This window comes from Chitinophaga sp. Cy-1792, assembly GCF_011752935.1.
In the GTDB taxonomy this organism is placed as follows: Bacteria; Bacteroidota; Bacteroidia; order Chitinophagales; family Chitinophagaceae; genus Chitinophaga.
In genome coordinates, this window is the sequence record NZ_VWWO01000002.1 from 2,513,229 (window position 1) to 2,530,659 (window position 17,431).

Below are 17,431 nucleotides of genomic sequence, written 5' to 3' on the forward strand. Positions count from 1 at the left end.
TTTTTAAGACATATACAACCTGGAATAGAGGCGTTCGTGCTGCATGCAGCGAATATCAAAACCGATATTGCAAACACCCACCAGGTCTCTGTCCAGCGTAATAGTTTTATCAATCAGACCAGCGATAACTGTTTGCATATTAAACAGGATATCCTGTCCGTCCAGCTGCCCCAGTGGTACCAGCTTAACAGCGTTGGTCACCATACCGGCGGCGGCGTTGTAATAAAAAGCGTATAGTGCTTCCCGTAATGGAATAGCTAACAGCGACGTATATACGCCGAAGGCGATGGCATAGTTACCGCTGGCTTCTTTACGCAGGATAGCGTTTTCGAAATCTGCGGCGATCGCAAATTCTTTTTGCCGGCGGAAAATCTTTATCAGCCTTAATCCCAGCTTCTGGCTGGCATTGCGTATTTCAACCGGCAGTTTCAGTGCTGTCAGTTCTTCATCGAGGCGAAGCAATTCATCAAAATCAGCGGCCTGCACAGCCTTATAGGCCAGGCACACAAAAGCAGCATCATTGAAATGCAGGTTGGCACTCAGCATTTGTGATACATAAGCCGCCGCTGATGCAGGATGGTGTACTATTCCCTGCTGCACATAAGTTTCCAGTCCGTTCGAATGTGTATACCCACCGATTGGCAAAGTAGGATCACTGATGTGTAGCAGACTTCCCAATAAATGCAGATCCATATACTTACAATTTAGCGGGAAGCGAGGCCCATTATTTTAGAAAAGAGAGAACTACCGCCCCCGCTGCCGTGGCTATGTGGTTGCACATTCGCGTTAAGCAGGTTGGTCAGGCGCGTATGTTGTTTTTCGGTAACATACCCGCTGGCCAGCAGCCAGCGGTATATTGGTTCCTCGAATGGTAATAGTACCTGGTCATTTTGTATGAATACCGGCAGATGCTTATTTCCTATTTCATAGCACACACTTCCCATTTCCAGCAGAGAACGCGGCGTTACCACGATGGCATCACTTGGGATAATATCTACCACTACGGCAGTAGTATCATCCATCAGGAGGATGTCGCCCTGGCGTAACCGCTGTCCTTCTTTCAGGAAGCGGATGGCAATTTCGCGACCCTGTTGTGTTTTCTTACGCTGGATACGCTTGGTTGTTTCAAACCATTCCAGTTCCAGCAGGTCTGTCTGCAGGTTATCTACCGATATCTCCCCTATATTCCCAAGTACCGATTCTATTATCATACAATTCTTTTAAAAACATCAGAACAGGAAGTAGCGTTGCGCCAAAGGCACAGTAGCAACGGGTTCGCAGGTAATTTTCTCCCCATCTACACGTACTTCGTAATTTTCCGGGTTCACTGTAATTTCCGGCGTTTTGTTATTGTGGATCAGGTCTTTCTTACCGATATTGCGGCAGTTTTTCACTGGCAATACAATTTTTTCCAGGCCTAATTCTTCCACGATACCTTTTTCCATACTCACCTTAGATACAAAAGTGATACAGCTGCGTTGCAGTGCCTTACCAAAGGCGCCGAACATGTTGCGCATGATCACAGGCTGCGGTGTTGGAATGCTGGCATTCGGGTCACCCATTTTGCTGGCGATGATCATACCGCCTTTGATAATCATTTCGCATTTGGCACCAAACAGCGCTGGTTTCCACAATACGATATCTGCAAATTTTCCAGGTTCGATGGAACCTACATATTCAGAGATACCGTGTGCGATAGCCGGGTTGATAGTATATTTGGATACATATCTTTTAGCACGGAAGTTATCGTTGCCGCCGACAGTATCTTCCGGTAAAAATCCGCGTTGCTGCTTCATTTTATCGGCGGTCTGCCAGGTGCGGGTGATGACTTCACCTACACGGCCCATGGCCTGTGAGTCGGAGCTCATGATACTGAATACACCGAGATCGTGCAGGATATCTTCTGCAGCAATGGTTTCAGGGCGAATGCGGGAATCCGCGAAGGCCACATCTTCCGGAATGCTTTTGCTCAGGTGATGGCACACCATCAGCATATCGAGGTGCTCATCGATGGTATTTTTAGTGAATGGACGTGTAGGATTGGTAGACGCAGGCAGTACGTTCGGGAACATAGCAGCGCGGATGATATCCGGTGCGTGGCCACCGCCCGCACCTTCGGTGTGGAAGGTATGTATTACACGGCCATTGATAGCGTTCATGGTATCTTCCAGGAAGCCCGCTTCGTTCAGGGTATCCGTGTGGATGGCAACCTGTACGTCGTATTTGTCGGCCACTTTCAGGGAAGCGTCGATTACTGAAGGCGTAGCGCCCCAGTCTTCATGTATTTTCACTCCCAGCGCACCTGCTTCGATCTGTTCTTCAATAGGACCTTCGGTGGCGCAGTTACCTTTACCGAAGAAGCCAAGGTTCATCGGGAAAGCTTCTGCAGATTGCAGCATGCGGCCCAGGAACCATTTACCCGGTGTGATGGTAGTCGCGTTGGTACCATCGGCAGGGCCGGTACCACCACCAATCATGGTGGTTACACCACTGAACAGTGCTGTTTCGATCTGTTGCGGGCTGATATAGTGGATATGCGTATCGATACCGCCGGCAGTGGCGATGAGTCCTTCGCCGCCATGCACTTCAGTAGAAGCGCCGATGATCATGTCTGGCGCAATTCCGTCCATGGTATCGGGGTTACCGGCTTTACCGAAGCCTACTATATGGCCGTTCTTGATACCCAGGTCACCTTTCTGGATGCCCCAGTGGTCAATAACGATCACGTTGGTAATCACGAAATCGAGGACGCCTTCATCGCGGAGGGCGGTGCTGGATTGCGACATACCGTCTCTTACGGTTTTACCACCACCGAATTTATTTTCCTCTCCATATATGTTGTGGTCTTTCTCAATTTCTATGATGAGGTTTGTATCGCCCAGGCGTACTTTGTCGCCGGTGGTAGGGCCATACATATTTGCATATTTGGTTTTGTTGATCAGCAGACTCATAATGCGTTGTTTGAAAAGTGGTTTGGTTCCAGTTTAGCGACAGCGGCGGCTTTGGCTTCAGCTGTGGTGGTGTCTCCGTTTACCAGGTTGTTGCTACCGAAGGCTTTTCTGTTACCGCCCATGGTAACGAGGGTCACCTCTTTTTCTTCTCCCGGCTCGAAGCGAACGGCGGTACCTGCGGCGATATTGAGTCGCATACCGAATGCTTTTGCTCTGTCGAAGCTCATTTTACGGTTTACTTCAAAAAAGTGAAAGTGCGAACCTATCTGAACAGGGCGGTCTGCCGTGTTAATGACTTTTATTTTAACGGTTTCGCGGCCTTCATTACAGGTGATGTCACCATCGGCGATGATATATTCTCCAGGAATCATCTTGGTTAGTTTAGCAGGTTATCGGATTGGATTGTGAACAGTCACCAGTTTGGTACCATCCGGGAAGGTGGCCTCGATCTGAACGTCATGGATCATTTCAGGAATGCCTTCCATGACATCCTCTCTGGTAAGGATAGTGGCGCCGTACTGCATAAGTTCGGCTACGGAACGCCCGTCGCGTGCGGCTTCCAGCAGGTGGCTGCTGATAAAGGCGATAGATTCCGGGTAGTTCAGTTTAACACCACGGGCCTTACGTTTGGCCGCGAGTTCGCCCGCCAGATGGAGTAACAGTTTTTCTGTTTCTCTTGGAGTGAGATGCATATGAGTAAAATTTTAGAAGAGTGCAATAGGATATACGTTCGGATATCGTATTATGTTTACGAATATACGATTACGACCCTATAATGTGTTAATATGACGCAAAGCCAGCCGTACCCGGTAAAACACACCGGTTTACAAAGGCGCTTACGAAGCCGGACTGCTTTACAGTGGCTGAAAGAGCGGTAAAAAATTAAGCTTGAAAAGGAATTAACAGTTGGTGGAAGCGAATGAATCTGGGCACGATGATATCGGGTACCTGGGCGTGCACAAATCGGGTATAATCTACGATAACCGGATCTGCTCTGTCGATGAGGGAGTCGTAATAAATAATCAGGTTATTAAGTAAGGTACGAGGCTGGTGGTGCGACAATAAGTTGCTATCTTCGTCGCTGTCGGAATCATTGATGTAAGTAATTTCACCACACTGGTGACAGGATTTCCCGGAATGCACACTGTCTGGCATGGTATGGGCCATAGCTATTTGTGCCCTTTGACTGCTGACCTGCAGCGGTCCCTTGTTTTTTCCTGTGAATGTAAATCCTGTCAGGAATAGAAACAATAATATGTATCTGACAAACAGTTTCATGATTTCGTGATGCAAATTACTTTTTAATCAAAAATACAGCTAGCACAAATCATGACTAATATAGCCAGAATCGGGTAATTTTGTAATTATGAGGTCATCGGTAAAAATTTTTTCAAATTTTGAATATAAACAGCAATTCCTTCCGGGAATTTCCAGGAAGGTATTATTAAATGATGCGCAACTGCAGGTATACCGCATTGAGCATTACCTGCGCGACATCGTCATCCCGGTTCTTCCCTATCGCACCAGCTTCAACTTCCTCATTTTCATCACTAAAGGGCATATAATACAACAACTGGAGGCAGGTTCCCAACGGATCGATGCCGGCTCATTATTATTGATAAGGCAGGGCAGCATAACGGCAACGCTGGAGATATCAAAGGATGCTACCGGATTTTTTGTGGTATTTGAGAATGAAGTGGTGGAGAGTCTGGCCCTGAACCGGCAGCTGTTAAATTTTTTCTTTTCCGCCCCTTTTGTACAGCTGCAAGCGGTAACGGTCAAATGGTTATCGCGGTTAAGCACTTTACTGGAAGAGGAACTGGCCTTGGAACACTCCTCGCTGGAAGTGGCCGTGGGGCTCTTTCGTCCGTTCCTGCAAAAGATCATCGCCTCCGCAGGGGAAGCCCATGGCTCCATTACCCGTACCCTGGAACTCTCGCTTCAGTTCAGGGAGCTGGTACAGCAACATCATCTGAAAGAAAGGCAGGTATCTTTCTATGCTCGACAGCTGAATATCTCAGAAAATTATCTCAACAAAACTATTAAACAAGCCACGGGCAAACCTCCCAAGCAATGGATCAACGAGGTCAATATCCTTCATAGTCAGGTGCTGCTGCAGGATGGCAGCCGGGATATCTCAGGCATTGCCTTTGAACTGAACTTTCAGTCACCCAATTACTTTGCAAGGCTGTTTAAACAGGTTACGGGAGAAACGCCGACGGAGTATAAGCGAAGGGTGCAGCAGAAGTTGTAAAGCCTTCGGCTTTTATCTTTCACGCAAAGCAGAAGAGCAGCAAAGGCTTACGTTATGTTGCTTAAAAGATAATCTATACTCTTTCGTCTAAAAATAAAATGCAGGTCTTTGCTCCTCTGCTACTTATGCTGCTTTGCGTGATAAAAGAATCAGAAAGCCGAAGGCTTTATTTACCCCCCTACACGATCGTCACTTTCACGCCCATTTCTTCCAGCTTCGCTACCAGGTGGTCTGCCACGCCTTTATCGGTGATGATTTCATCTACTTCTTCGAGGCCGCATATACGGCCGAAGCCACGTTTTCCAAATTTGGAAGAATCGGCCAGCACGATGGTTTTCTGTGCTGCGGCCATCATTTTCTGGTTCAGGTGCGCCTCTAATATATTGGTGGTGGTGCAGCCAAACTCCAGGTCAATACCGTCTACCCCCAGAAAAAGTTTGCTACAGGAGAAGTCGGCCAGTACCCGCTCGGCATAGGGGCCGGTGACGCTGGTGGAACTGTTGCGGAGATGTCCGCCGAGCTGTATCACTTCAATCTCCGGGTGGCGCAGTAATTCCAGCGATACGTTCAGGGCGCCCGTGATGACTGTCAGCTGTCCTTTTGGATGGATGCTACGTGCCAGTGCCTGCACAGTGGTGCCGGAGGCGATGATGACAGCGTCGTTACGGTCTATCAGCGCCGCTGCTGCCTGTCCGATGGTGTTTTTCTCTTCGCGGCGGATGCTTTCCTTTTCGTTGACCGGTTTATCGTTTGTATAGGGATTATCAATGGTAGCCCCTCCATGTGAGCGGAAAAGCAGGGCTTTATCTTCCAATAGTTTCAGGTCCTTTCGGATTGTTACGGCAGAAACATCCAGCTCCTTACATAGGTCCAATACTGTTACAGCACCTGTTTCATGAAGTTTCCCCAGTATATATTTATGCCTTTCGGCAATGTTGATCATCGACATAACGTAAAAATAACGAAACAATATGAAAAAAATCTATCTACACAAATCATCTACATAAACAATAATATATCAACAAGTTAAATAAATTATATAGGTTTTGCCGGTTATCGAAATAATTTTTCTTTTTTCATTTTATTTTCTATTTTGGTTTCGAAATGTTTCGTTTTACTATCTTGCAAAAGAAAAGAGAAACATCCGAAATAAAACAAAAGAAAGCGACCACATGAAGCGGTTAGAATCCATACAACGCATAAAGGAAGCCGGCAGCAATGTCTGGGATATATTGATCATAGGCGGAGGCGCTACCGGACTGGGTATTGCCATGGATGCCGCCAGCAGAGGTTACAAAACACTGCTGCTGGAGCAGGCCGACTTCGCCAAAGGCACTTCTTCCCGCAGCACCAAACTGGTACACGGGGGCGTACGCTACCTGGCGCAGGGAGATATTGCCCTGGTACGGGAAGCCCTATACGAAAGAGGGCTGCTGCTCGCCAATGCACCGCATCTTGCACATAACCAACAATTCATTATACCGCATTACAGCTGGTGGCAGGGGCCTTTCTATACCATCGGCCTCAAAATATATGACCTGCTGTCAGGTAAACTGAGCCTGGGCAAATCCCACCATATCGGCAAAAAAGCTGTTACCGAACGTCTGCCCAACATCAAGGCCAGTGGCCTGAAAGGCGGCATCGTATACCACGACGGCCAGTTCGATGACGCACGTTTAGCCGTTAACGTTGCACAGACCGCCGCCGCCTATGGCGCCGTGCTGCTCAACTATTGCAAAGTGATTGCCCTGGACAAGGTAAACGGAAAGATCACCGGCGTAGCCGCGGAAGATATAGAAACCGGCGAGCAGTTTGACATACAGGCCAAAGCAGTGATCAATGCTACCGGCGTTTTTGTAGATGAAGTATTGCAGATGGACAACCCCACCGCTCCCAATATGGTGAGGCCCAGTCAGGGTGTACACCTGGTGCTCGACAGCGACTTCCTCGACAGCAGCAGCGCCATTATGATCCCTAAAACCTCCGATGGACGCGTATTATTCGCGGTTCCATGGCATAATAAAGTGTTGCTCGGCACCACAGACACGCCGCTGAATGAGCATAGTCTGGAGCCGGTAGCACTGGAATCTGAAATTAATTTTATCCTCAATACCGCCGCACAGTACCTAACCCGGACGCCTACACGCAAAGATGTAAAGAGTGTGTTTGCCGGTTTGCGACCACTGGCGGCACCACAGAAAAATACCGGCAGCACCAAGGAAATTTCCCGCAGTCATAAGCTGATGGTAGCAGAATCCGGGCTCATCACCATTACCGGCGGTAAGTGGACCACCTTCCGCAGAATGGCCCAGGATACCGTAGACCTGGCCATCACCCAGGCAAAGCTGACTCCCGTACCCTGCAAGACAAAAGACCTTCGCATACACGGCTACCAGCCAAACAATACCGAATATGCACCGCTGGACGTTTACGGCAGTGAGGCTATCAGCATCCGTGGTTACGTGATGCGCAAACCTGACATGGGCAAACAGCTGCACCCGGCCTTTCCGTACATCAGGGCACAGGTGATCTGGGCAGCAGAACATGAAATGGCCCATACCGTAGAAGATGTGCTGGCAAGGCGACTGCGGGCATTATTCCTGGACGCCGCCGCCGCTATGGAAATGGCGCCGGAAGTAGCAGCACTGATGGCCAGCGTGAACGGCAAAGATGAACAGTGGCAGCAGGAACAGGTACAGGCCTTCCATGAAATGGCCCGCCATTACCTGCTCAACGGAGAAAAACAAACGCAGTCATTGGAAGTACCGGCATAAAGCTGTAAACTCGTACTGCCAAGACAATGAAAAAGTGATATCACTATGCTGACTATACGAAAAATACATTCCTTACACTGATAACAATCCACGATAAAACGAAAAACATGAACAGGTACATTATGGCCCTGGATCAGGGCACCACCAGCTCAAGAGCCATCATTTTCGACAAAGCCGGCGCTATCCTGGCGGTGGCCCAGAAAGAGTTTACCCAGATTTTCCCGCAACCGGGATGGGTAGAACATGATCCTACCGAAATATGGAGCAGTCAGATAGGCGTGGCTACTGAGGCGATAGCCAAAGCAGGCCTGGATGGCACTGCTATCGCTGCCATCGGTATTACCAACCAGCGTGAAACTACCGTAGTATGGAACAGAACTACCGGCAAACCGGTATATAATGCCATCGTATGGCAGGACAGGCGTACTGCCGCCCTCTGCGACAGCCTGAAAGCCGCCGGCAAAGAGGCGATGGTAAGAGAAAAAACAGGACTGGTGATCGATGCCTATTTCTCCGGCACTAAAATAAAATGGATACTGGACAACGTTGCAGGCGCCCGTGAACTGGCTACCAAAGGTCAGCTGGCCTTCGGCACCGTAGATAGCTGGCTGATATGGAACCTCACCCATGGTGAAGTTCATGCCACCGACATCACCAACGCATCCCGTACCATGCTGTATAATATCCATTCCCAGCAATGGGATACGGAACTGCTGGACATGCTGGATATTCCGGCGTCCATGTTACCGCAGGTAAAGGAATCCAGCGAAGTAGTGGGTCAAACAACCCCGGGTATGTTTGCTGCGCAGATCCCTATTGCGGGTATCGCAGGCGATCAGCAGTCGGCGCTGTTCGGACAGATGTGTACCGCTCCCGGCATGGTGAAAAACACTTACGGCACCGGATGTTTCATGCTGATGAACATCGGCGAAAAGCCTATTCTCAGTAAAAATAACCTGCTGACCACCGTTGCCTGGAAAGTAAATGGCCAGGTGAACTATGCGCTGGAAGGCAGCATTTTCATTGCCGGCGCTATTGTACAGTGGCTCCGCGATGGACTGGGCATTATCCGTTCTTCTTCGGAAGTGGAAGCGCTGGCAGCAAGTGCCGCACAAAACGACGGCGTATACCTGGTGCCTGCATTCGCCGGACTGGGTGCACCGCACTGGGACCAGCATGCAAGAGGCACCCTCGTAGGCATGACCCGCGGCACCAATGCCGGACATATTGCCCGCGCAGCGCTGGAGAGCATCGCATACCAGACAATGGACGTATTGAAAGCCATGGAGGCTGATGCCAACATGAATATTACAGAACTGCGTGTAGACGGCGGCGCTACCGCTAATAACCTATTAATGCAGTTCCAGGCCGACATCCTGCAAACACAGGTAGTACGTCCTGGTATAACGGAAACCACTGCTTTAGGCGCCGCCTATCTCGCAGGGCTTGCCACCGGATACTGGCAGGACCTGGAAGAGATACGCAGCCAGTGGAATATGGAGAAATGTTTTTCTCCGGCAGATCTCGGCGAGGAGCGTGCAGCGTGGATTCATGGGTGGAACAAAGCCGTTACTACCGCTAAAACCTGGGCACAACTTTAATCAACCTAAAATCCTATTCACGTTATGTCTCCCTTTATCGCAGAATTTATTGGCACCGCAATACTGATCCTGCTAGGAAACGGTGTGGTAGCCAATGTAGTCCTCAACAAAACCAAAGGCAACAGCAGTGGCTGGATCGTTATCACCACCGGCTGGGCACTGGCCGTATTTGTGGGCGTAGTCATTGCCGGCCCTTACAGCGGCGCGCACCTCAACCCTGCCGTTACCGTTGCACTGGCAGTCGCCGGAAAGTTTGCCTGGGCACAGGTCCCTGGCTTCATCGCCGCTCAGATACTGGGCGCCATGGTGGGCACCAGCCTGGTATGGCTCAACTACAAAGATCATCTCAATATCACGCCCGACGGAGGCTTACAACGCGCTACCTTTTGCACAGAACCTGCTATCCGCAATACCATGCGTAACCTGATCTGTGAGATCACCGGTACCTTCGTATTACTCTTTGCGGTCTTTTACTTCACCGGCGCAGAACTGGGAGAAGGTAAAACACCAATGGGCATGGGCTCACTGGGTGCTATTCCGGTAGCCTTCGTGGTATGGGCCATCGGCCTTTCCCTTGGCGGCACTACCGGCTATGCCATCAACCCGGCAAGAGACCTTGGCCCTCGTATCATGCACCAGCTGCTGCCTATTAATGGTAAGTCGGACAGCGACTGGGGCTACGCCTGGGTACCTATTCTGGGGCCACTGGCAGGCGGCGTACTGGCTGCACTGGCCTATGGCGCACTGAAATAAAACGCTCGCAACGGCCTGCCATAGCGGGCCGTTGTGTTTCACCTGTTATTACGGAAACACATTCACATGAAAAAAAATAATTCCTTAGCAATGGCCGTGCTGTCGCTGGCAGCCATCGCCGCCACCGGCGCCTTCGTATTTGCGAAATCTGCGCCGGCAAAGGGTCAGGACCCGAAAGTATTTAAAGTAGGACACCGTGGCACCAGGGGCCTCATGCCTGAAAATACTATCCCGGCCATGTACAAAGGCCTTGAATCAGGCGCCAACACCGTAGAATTTGATATTCATATCACCAAAGACGGCCAGGTAGTAGTATACCACGACGCCTCCTTCACCCCTTCCTACACCACCATGCCCGATGGCAGCGATATTCCCGCAGCAGAAAGGGCTAAGTATACTTTTTACCAGATGGATTATAAAGACATCCGTCCGTTCATCATCGGTGAAAAGCCTTATCCTGCCTTCCCTGAGCAGCAACGCATGAAATCATATGCACCCCTGCTGGGAGAAATGATCGATTCTGTAGATGCCTATGCTAAAAAACACCATCTCCCCGCCCCTTACTATCTGCTGGAGATAAAATCTTCCGAAAAAACCGATGGAACAGAACAACCTGCTCCGGAAGAATTTATTACGCAGATGATGAAAGTGAAACAGCTGGCCAAACTGGGCAACCGCCTCTATGTGCAGTCTTTCGATATGCGTCCCTTACAGGTGATGCACCGCCGCTATCCTAATATTAAATTAGGATTCCTTACCGGTGACAAAAAAGCCACTTTTGAAGAAAACATGAAAGGACTAGGCTTCACACCATTCTTCTATAACCCTTATTCAGACCTGGTGACACCGGAGCTGGTACAGCAATGCCATGCACAGAAAATGGTGATTGTGCCATGGACGGTGCAGGAAGTAGCGAAGATGCAGGAACTGCGTAAGATGGGTGTGGATGGTATTATTTCTGATTATCCGAATCGTTTTGCAGAAGCGGGTTTATAATATCCTGTATTTTATTTTTCCTTTCGTTTTCGATCCGCCTTCGGCGGATCGAAAACGAAATATAGGGCCCCGGCTGCGCCGGGGCCCTATATTTCCGGGTTAGCAGCAGCGGCGCTCTTCGGACGCAGGGCAGTAGAACGCTACTGATGGAAACCTATCCTTCGGGGGTAATAACAGCGGTGCCCATCAGCACCACGGCAGTTGAATGCCACTGATGGGAACCTATCCTTCGGGGGTAATGACAGCGGTGCCCATCAGCACCACGGCAGTTAAACGCTGGCACCCCTAACCTCTTATTCCACCTAAGCACAATTACCGTTAATCCATTAAAGCGTGTCTCTTTATGAGAAAAACGTTAAGTTTGACCCCTCCAATAAAAAACTTTAATACGATATGACTGTAAGAAAAAGAATGGTGAGCACGTTGGTACTGGGCGCTATTGCAGTAATGCAGAGCTTTTCGGTATCAGCACAGGTAAACGCCAAACCAAAACTGATCGTAGGTATTGTGGTAGACCAGATGAGATGGGACTATCTTTACCGCTATTATGACCGTTATGAAGGCGGTGGTTTCAAACGCTTACTGGGCGAAGGTTTCTCTTGTGAAAATGCCTATATCAGCCACTTACCTTCCTTTACAGCGGTAGGTCACAGTACCATTTATACCGGTTCTGTACCTGCCATTCATGGTATTACCGGCAACGACTGGACAGACCAGGTGACCGGCAGAAAATGGTATTGTACAGAAGATACCACCGTATCGCCTGTAGGTAGCAACAGTGATGCCGGTAAGATGTCGCCACGTAACCTGCTGGCTTCCACCATCACCGATGAGCTGAAACTGGCCACCAATTTCCGCTCCAAAGTAGTAGGCGTATCGCTGAAAGACCGCGCATCTATTTTGCCGGCCGGCCACACTCCGAACGGCGCCTTCTGGCTGGATGATGCCAACGCAAGCTTCATCACCAGCACCTACTATATGAAAGACCTGCCGGAGTGGGTGAAAAAATTCAATGCACGCAAAGAGCCACAGCAGCTGATGTCTAAACCATGGACACCACTGTACCCAATGGATACCTATGTGCAGAGCACAGAAGATAACAACCGCTGGGAAGGTACCTATAAAGGAGAAACCAGTCCTGTATTCCCGCATAACCTGCCGGCAATTTACAAACAGGACCCAGGCAGCTTACGCAGCACGCCTTTCGGAAATACCCTGACACTCGATTTTGCCAAAGCCGCAGTAGAAGGCTATGACCTCGGCAATAACCAGGTGACAGACTTCCTGACCATCAACTGCGCCTCTACCGACTATGTAGGACACCAGTTCGGCCCTAACTCCATCGAAATAGAAGATACCTATCTCCGCCTGGATAAAGACCTGTCGGCCTTCTTCAGCTTCCTGGACCAGAAAGTAGGAAAAGGTAACTACCTCGTTTTCCTGACCGCCGACCATGGCGCCGCACATGCCATCGAGTTCATGAAAGAACACAATATCCCTGCAGGACTCAGCCAGGACAAAAAAACAATGGCTGAACTGAACACCGTATTAAAAGATAAATTCGGCGAGGACAATCTGGCTAAATCTTTCCAGAACTACCATGTAAACTTCGATCTGCCAAAGATCGCTGCCAATAAAAATCTGGACTTTACCGCCATCAAGAAAGCAACAGTTGATTTCCTCGTTAAACAACCAGGTATCCAGTTTGCAGTAGATATCGACAATATCGGTAACAGCGCGGTTCCTGAGCCTATCAAAATGATGATCGCCAACGGCTACAACCCTAAACGTACCGGTCAGGTGATGATCATTCCAGAACCAGGATGGTTTGCCGGTTCAGCAAAAGGTACTACCCACGGTAACTGGAACCCTTACGACATCCACATTCCAATGGTGTTTATGGGCTGGCATGTTCAGCACGGTGCTACCAACGACATCACCCATATGACAGACATCGCCGCTACACTGGCTGCCATGCTGCATATCCAGATGCCTAACGGCTGTGTGGGCAAACCGGTAACAGCGATTACCAATACTGCCAACAACCAGTAATATTTCATTTAAAAATATCTTAAGGCGCAGATGCTACACAGAAGCATCTGCGCTTTTTTTGTTCGTACCCCAAATTATCCCTGTAGCCCCTTTGCAGTGTATATTCCTTATTTAGCACTGGTATAAGTGCACTATGCAACTTTTCTTTGAAAAAAACTGCGATATGATCCATGCTGTAGCCAATGACCATACAACTTATGCTGCCTCCATTTAGGTAGCAATAACTGTTCTGACGTTACACAAAAACAGTATTCTATTTTTCTTCACCTTCTAATATGCATTACTATGAAAAAGTTATTTTTCTCTCTGATGTTATTGCTCGGCGCGGCCTGCACAACATTTGCTGCTACCCCGACTGTAGCTGACCATAGCATTAAAGTACCCGCCGTAGCAACAGACGACTCTACCTATTCTGTTACTGTTACCGTAGTAGCACAAATACTCGGACTAGAGGTCCCTATCAACCTGGCAGTTGTTAGTTCCGGACTGGTTGGAAGTTTGCTTACTAATCTGCTCGGAATTGCACCGCCAATTGATGTAAAAGCAGGAGATATAATTACGGTATCTGCATTCGGTTATCCAACTAAAAGCTTTGCATTTGATCCGGGAACATCCAATTACATAAATGGTAATAGTGTTCCAACACCTATTAATATCAAAGTGAGGTTAATGCAATAAGTAAAAAAACGATTTTTGATCAATGAAGGTAATAACCCTGCAAGGTCATTGTCTGGCAGCTGATTACCATAAATAGAGAAAGTATCCCGTGTATGGTATTCCGGGATACTTCTCTATTTATTTCAACAAGGATTTTACCGATAATATTCAACTTAAAAATAATACCTGACAGGTATTTAATATTACGTTCTCCCTGTTTTCATATTGCAGTACTTCTTCTTTATTTAGCGGTACACGACAACGGCATAAATTCATCACCTTCAATACTTTAACCGGTTATGAAAACACTACTTTTTTCCTGCCAGATATTGCTGCTGACACTTACTTCCTACACAGTATCCTCACAGCCAATATTAACTTTACCTGAACCTGATTCTTTTTACACAGTGACCATCCATGTGGTGAGCAACGCAGCTACCGCTCCTATCCCGGTAAACGGCGCTATTGTCAGTACCAGCCGGCACGGGGAAGTAGCTACAGATGAAGCCGGGACAGCCGCTCCGATCGAAGTAAAGGCAGGTGACACCATTTCGGTATCTGCCGAAGGCTATTCTAAAAAATCAATTGTTTTTAGTCCGGTTATTGTTGATTATTCAGGCAGTGAGCAAACCGGTATAGAGAGCCGGCATTTAAGCATAACCATCGTTTTAGCTTATTAAGATGATCGGGGTGTATAAAAAATAAAAGGCTTCCCAAAAGGGATGCCTTTCTTGCTTATTCATCAATCTACGTTTATACTAAACAGTTATACCGCCCATAAACGGATCAGTAAAAGTTTCTTTACCAGTTTCTACCCTTCCTGCATAACGCTGAGCGAAGTTGCCATAGTCTTTCACGCTAACAGCAAAATCGTACCAGCCAAAGCTTTTGCCCAGTGGCAACAGTACTTCTTCGTTGGCGTTGGCCGCAAGGTCGCGACTCACCTGGTTGTTACCATAGGCATTATCGCGTATAATTATTTTCCTGGTTTGGTTAGATGAATTCACCAGTTTTACCAAAATATTTCCTGTTGGTTTGGTGCCCAGGTTAGCTGCTTCATAGGCCAGGGTAACCTGTACACCCGGATCATTGCCATCACCGCTGAACTGCCGGAAAAATCCGTTTGGTCCATGCAGATGAAGGTCGTATTTACCGCCATCAAAACCCGACACCGGCCATTCATAGCCAATGGTATCGCCTGGCTTTACAGCAAACGACCAGTTGCGACATTTATTGCCTTCGAAGCCACCCGGCGCATAGGCCGTAAAAGGTGCTCCTGCGGCTTCTTTGCCGAAGAATTTCATGCCGGAACGTAATTTCAGCTGCAGTTGTTTCGTTTGTGCGTCTCTGTTAAAATCTGCGTATAACTCGTAAGGCAGTGCGCTCGACGGACGGATCCCTTTTTCCTGCAATTTCAGTCCTTTGGCTGCAATGTCCTGTATATCTGCTTTACTTAATGCCTTATAGCCAGTAGGCAGGTCTTTAAATTTCGCATTGTAGATATCTTCCACCATCCGCTGCTGATCGAGGAAAGGCAGCTGCTTTGGACTTGCAGCATCATATGGACTGAATACTGCCGTCAGATCGCCGCAGATGGCCCTTCTCCAGGCGCTGATATTCTCCAGGTGTATGTTCTTTTTATATTTTCTGTTGACGAATGTTTCCAGGAATTGCAGTGTGCTGGTATGATCATATACTTCAGAGCACACTTTACCTCCCCTGCTCCATGGACTAGCCACAATCATCGGCACCCTGAAACCTAATCCTACAGCTGCCTCACGGGCCTGCTTCTCCGGAATTCCCTGTCTGAGTTCCGCTTCCAGCCTGACATGTTCTATCTCCGTATCGATGCCTTCAGAAACCTTACCCGTACCCGGTTTGCTGGCATCGGCAATGGAAAATGGCGGTATATGATCGTAGTAGCCGTCATTTTCATCGTAGGTAAGAATGAAGATCGTTTTCTTCCATACTTCTTCATTATGCGTCAGGATATCCAGCACTTCAGAAACGTACCATGCACCGTACCATGGCGCACTGGGGTGATCGGAGAAGTTTTGCGGGCCTGCCAGCCAGGAAACGGTGGGCAGTTTACCGTCTTTCACATCCTGCCGGAATTGATGGAACAGGTCGCCGGCAGGTACGGTTACCTCGCGTTTGGTGCCGCCATCCTTGTAACGGAGGGTGGTGATATTGCGGAAGTCCTTATCACCGCTATTGATAACAAAAGCCCTGTTGTAGAGCTCTTTCTGTGCAGGCGTCAGCTTTTCATAGCTTTCCTTGTTCCATTGCTTTAGTTCAGAAGCCGCATTATCCAGCGCTTCCAGCTTCTTTGTCAGGGCAGCACGGTTTTTCTGCGCTGCTTCTTCAGAAGACGGACTGGCTTCCTGTAATTTATTGATCTCAGCAGGCAGGGTATCTACCTGTTTGATCAGGTTCTGTATATATCTTTCTGAAAATTTAACGTTATAGGCGGCAAAGAATTCGAGGAGGTTACAACCGAAATTAGATAACCATGCCCGCTCTTCTCCTTTAAATCCGCCACCGCAGCTCAATTCATTCTGGTAAAACTTCCAGCTGACATCATTTTCACTCAGCAGTTCCGGGAATGTTTTCCAGGGATGTTTGCCATAACTGAAGTCATCATTGCGGATGTTGGCTTTCATATGACCATCTTCTTCGTGGGTAATTTTACCTGTCCAGAAGAAGGAACGGTTAGGTGTGGTGCTGGTCATGCCGGAGCAGAAGTTCTGGTCACAAACAGTGAAAGCATCTGCCATGGCGTAATTGAAAGGAAGGTCCGTTCTGCTGAAGTACCCTAATGTAAGTGGCATGGCGGCATATTCCTTATTCCCTGATTTCTTCGCCAGCAGCCATTTATCGTATTTACCTTCATTGAAGGCATCTACCTGGCTGGGTCTGGAATGCGGCAGGGAGCCCATCCAGGTCACTTTAGTATCTTTTATGTCCAGGCGGAAAGGCGCGAACGTGTTACCATCCTCAGTGGTCTGGCACCATACGGGATTTCCGTCTGGCAGTATGACTGCACGTGGATCATTAAAACCTCTTACTCCCTGTAAAGCACCAAAGCAGTGATCAAAGGAGCGGTTTTCCTGCATGAGAATAACGATGTGTTCAGCATCTAGGAATGTGCTGCCAGGTGTTGGATTGATGGCTAATGCACGCTGAACGGAGGAAGGAAGTAAGGACGAAAATCCTGCTGCTCCTGAGAGCAAAATCGATTTTTTAATAAAGTCCCGTCTGTTGTCCGTCATATAAGTTGGCTTTGAATCTATAATGTAGCAAAGATATTTTTGGTATTTATGATTTTGTGACGGATGGTAACAGTTAATAATAAATTAATGAAGAAGGGTGCCCGGCTAAGCCATGGGCACC

The 17,431-nt window shown here is 48.4% G+C and carries 15 protein-coding genes and 1 pseudogene; 8 read left to right on the forward strand and 8 right to left on the reverse strand.

Annotation, left to right across the window (positions count from 1 at the left end; translation table 11 throughout):
- Nucleotides 1-3: 3 nt before the first annotated feature.
- The 6 genes and pseudogenes from F3J22_RS24310 to F3J22_RS24335 form a co-directional block, all read right to left on the reverse strand.
- The gene (locus tag F3J22_RS24310; RefSeq protein ID WP_167020521.1) at nt 4-693 is read right to left on the reverse strand and encodes an urease accessory protein UreF; all 690 of its coding nucleotides are present in this window, start codon (nt 691-693) and stop codon (nt 4-6) included.
- An 11-nt stretch (nt 694-704) separates the two neighbouring features.
- Nucleotides 705-1,211 carry an urease accessory protein UreE gene (ureE, locus tag F3J22_RS24315; protein ID WP_167020522.1) on the reverse strand — a complete coding sequence of 169 codons (507 nt, stop codon included), beginning with the start codon at nt 1,209-1,211 and terminating at the stop codon, nt 705-707.
- Nucleotides 1,212-1,229: 18 nt separating this feature from the next.
- On the reverse strand, nt 1,230-2,951 hold the full coding sequence (gene ureC, locus F3J22_RS24320) for an urease subunit alpha (RefSeq protein WP_167020523.1): 1,722 nt from the start codon (nt 2,949-2,951) through the stop codon (nt 1,230-1,232).
- A gap of 71 nt (nt 2,952-3,022) precedes the next feature.
- Nucleotides 3,023-3,322: pseudogene (gene ureB / locus F3J22_RS30585) on the reverse strand (urease subunit beta); the annotation flags it as partial.
- Between the two features lie 18 nt (nt 3,323-3,340).
- On the reverse strand, nt 3,341-3,643 hold the full coding sequence (ureA, locus tag F3J22_RS30590; RefSeq protein WP_167020525.1) for an urease subunit gamma: 303 nt from the start codon (nt 3,641-3,643) through the stop codon (nt 3,341-3,343).
- A 190-nt stretch (nt 3,644-3,833) separates the two neighbouring features.
- On the reverse strand, nt 3,834-4,229 hold the full coding sequence (locus F3J22_RS24335) for a hypothetical protein (protein WP_167020526.1): 396 nt from the start codon (nt 4,227-4,229) through the stop codon (nt 3,834-3,836).
- A gap of 88 nt (nt 4,230-4,317) precedes the next feature.
- Between F3J22_RS24335 and F3J22_RS24340 the strand changes: the two genes are divergently transcribed.
- Nucleotides 4,318-5,205, forward strand: a complete 888-nt coding sequence (locus F3J22_RS24340) for an AraC family transcriptional regulator (protein ID WP_167020527.1) — start codon at nt 4,318-4,320, stop codon at nt 5,203-5,205.
- Between the two features lie 178 nt (nt 5,206-5,383).
- Here the strand turns inward: F3J22_RS24340 and F3J22_RS24345 are convergent, their stop codons facing one another.
- Nucleotides 5,384-6,154 (reverse strand): DeoR/GlpR family DNA-binding transcription regulator, encoded by a 771-nt coding sequence (locus tag F3J22_RS24345; RefSeq protein WP_370459459.1) that lies wholly within the window; start codon nt 6,152-6,154, stop codon nt 5,384-5,386.
- 223 nt (nt 6,155-6,377) lie between these two features.
- Between F3J22_RS24345 and F3J22_RS24350 the strand changes: the two genes are divergently transcribed.
- The 7 genes from F3J22_RS24350 to F3J22_RS24380 all read left to right on the forward strand — a co-directional run bounded on the left by F3J22_RS24350 (nt 6,378) and on the right by F3J22_RS24380 (nt 14,718).
- Nucleotides 6,378-7,979, forward strand: coding sequence for a glycerol-3-phosphate dehydrogenase/oxidase (locus F3J22_RS24350; RefSeq protein ID WP_167020528.1), 1,602 nt, complete (start codon nt 6,378-6,380; stop codon nt 7,977-7,979).
- Between the two features lie 107 nt (nt 7,980-8,086).
- Entirely contained in the window at nt 8,087-9,580 is a 1,494-nt protein-coding gene (glpK, locus tag F3J22_RS24355) for a glycerol kinase GlpK (RefSeq protein WP_167020529.1), read from the forward strand.
- Nucleotides 9,581-9,604: 24 nt separating this feature from the next.
- Nucleotides 9,605-10,333 carry an MIP/aquaporin family protein gene (locus F3J22_RS24360; protein ID WP_167020530.1) on the forward strand — a complete coding sequence of 243 codons (729 nt, stop codon included), beginning with the start codon at nt 9,605-9,607 and terminating at the stop codon, nt 10,331-10,333.
- A gap of 66 nt (nt 10,334-10,399) precedes the next feature.
- Nucleotides 10,400-11,329 carry a glycerophosphodiester phosphodiesterase family protein gene (locus tag F3J22_RS24365; RefSeq protein ID WP_205195547.1) on the forward strand — a complete coding sequence of 310 codons (930 nt, stop codon included), beginning with the start codon at nt 10,400-10,402 and terminating at the stop codon, nt 11,327-11,329.
- Between the two features lie 393 nt (nt 11,330-11,722).
- Nucleotides 11,723-13,381 carry an alkaline phosphatase PafA gene (gene pafA, locus F3J22_RS24370; RefSeq protein ID WP_240155158.1) on the forward strand — a complete coding sequence of 553 codons (1,659 nt, stop codon included), beginning with the start codon at nt 11,723-11,725 and terminating at the stop codon, nt 13,379-13,381.
- A gap of 285 nt (nt 13,382-13,666) precedes the next feature.
- A complete protein-coding gene (locus tag F3J22_RS24375) occupies nt 13,667-14,059 on the forward strand; it encodes a hypothetical protein (protein ID WP_167020531.1) in 393 nt (130 codons plus the stop codon).
- Between the two features lie 278 nt (nt 14,060-14,337).
- A complete protein-coding gene (locus F3J22_RS24380) occupies nt 14,338-14,718 on the forward strand; it encodes a hypothetical protein (RefSeq protein ID WP_167020532.1) in 381 nt (126 codons plus the stop codon).
- 78 nt (nt 14,719-14,796) lie between these two features.
- On the opposite strand, the gene F3J22_RS24385 is transcribed toward F3J22_RS24380, so the two are convergent.
- Entirely contained in the window at nt 14,797-17,310 is a 2,514-nt protein-coding gene (locus F3J22_RS24385) for a phosphocholine-specific phospholipase C (RefSeq protein ID WP_167020533.1), read from the reverse strand.
- Nucleotides 17,311-17,431 lie beyond the last annotated feature (121 nt).

Coding starts and splice junctions, on each gene's coding strand:
- F3J22_RS24350 (WP_167020528.1), top strand. CDS start 6,378: ATGAAGCGGTTAGAATCCATACAACGCATAAAGGAAGCCGGCAGCAAT.
- F3J22_RS24380 (WP_167020532.1), top strand. CDS start 14,338: ATGAAAACACTACTTTTTTCCTGCCAGATATTGCTGCTGACACTTACT.
- glpK (WP_167020529.1), top strand. CDS start 8,087: ATGAACAGGTACATTATGGCCCTGGATCAGGGCACCACCAGCTCAAGA.
- F3J22_RS24375 (WP_167020531.1), top strand. CDS start 13,667: ATGAAAAAGTTATTTTTCTCTCTGATGTTATTGCTCGGCGCGGCCTGC.
- F3J22_RS24335 (WP_167020526.1), bottom strand. CDS start 4,229: ATGAAACTGTTTGTCAGATACATATTATTGTTTCTATTCCTGACAGGA.
- ureE (WP_167020522.1), bottom strand. CDS start 1,211: ATGATAATAGAATCGGTACTTGGGAATATAGGGGAGATATCGGTAGAT.
- F3J22_RS24365 (WP_205195547.1), top strand. CDS start 10,400: ATGAAAAAAAATAATTCCTTAGCAATGGCCGTGCTGTCGCTGGCAGCC.
- F3J22_RS24340 (WP_167020527.1), top strand. CDS start 4,318: ATGAGGTCATCGGTAAAAATTTTTTCAAATTTTGAATATAAACAGCAA.
- ureC (WP_167020523.1), bottom strand. CDS start 2,951: ATGAGTCTGCTGATCAACAAAACCAAATATGCAAATATGTATGGCCCT.
- ureA (WP_167020525.1), bottom strand. CDS start 3,643: ATGCATCTCACTCCAAGAGAAACAGAAAAACTGTTACTCCATCTGGCG.
- F3J22_RS24310 (WP_167020521.1), bottom strand. CDS start 693: ATGGATCTGCATTTATTGGGAAGTCTGCTACACATCAGTGATCCTACT.
- F3J22_RS24345 (WP_370459459.1), bottom strand. CDS start 6,154: ATGTCGATGATCAACATTGCCGAAAGGCATAAATATATACTGGGGAAA.
- F3J22_RS24385 (WP_167020533.1), bottom strand. CDS start 17,310: ATGACGGACAACAGACGGGACTTTATTAAAAAATCGATTTTGCTCTCA.
- pafA (WP_240155158.1), top strand. CDS start 11,723: ATGACTGTAAGAAAAAGAATGGTGAGCACGTTGGTACTGGGCGCTATT.
- F3J22_RS24360 (WP_167020530.1), top strand. CDS start 9,605: ATGTCTCCCTTTATCGCAGAATTTATTGGCACCGCAATACTGATCCTG.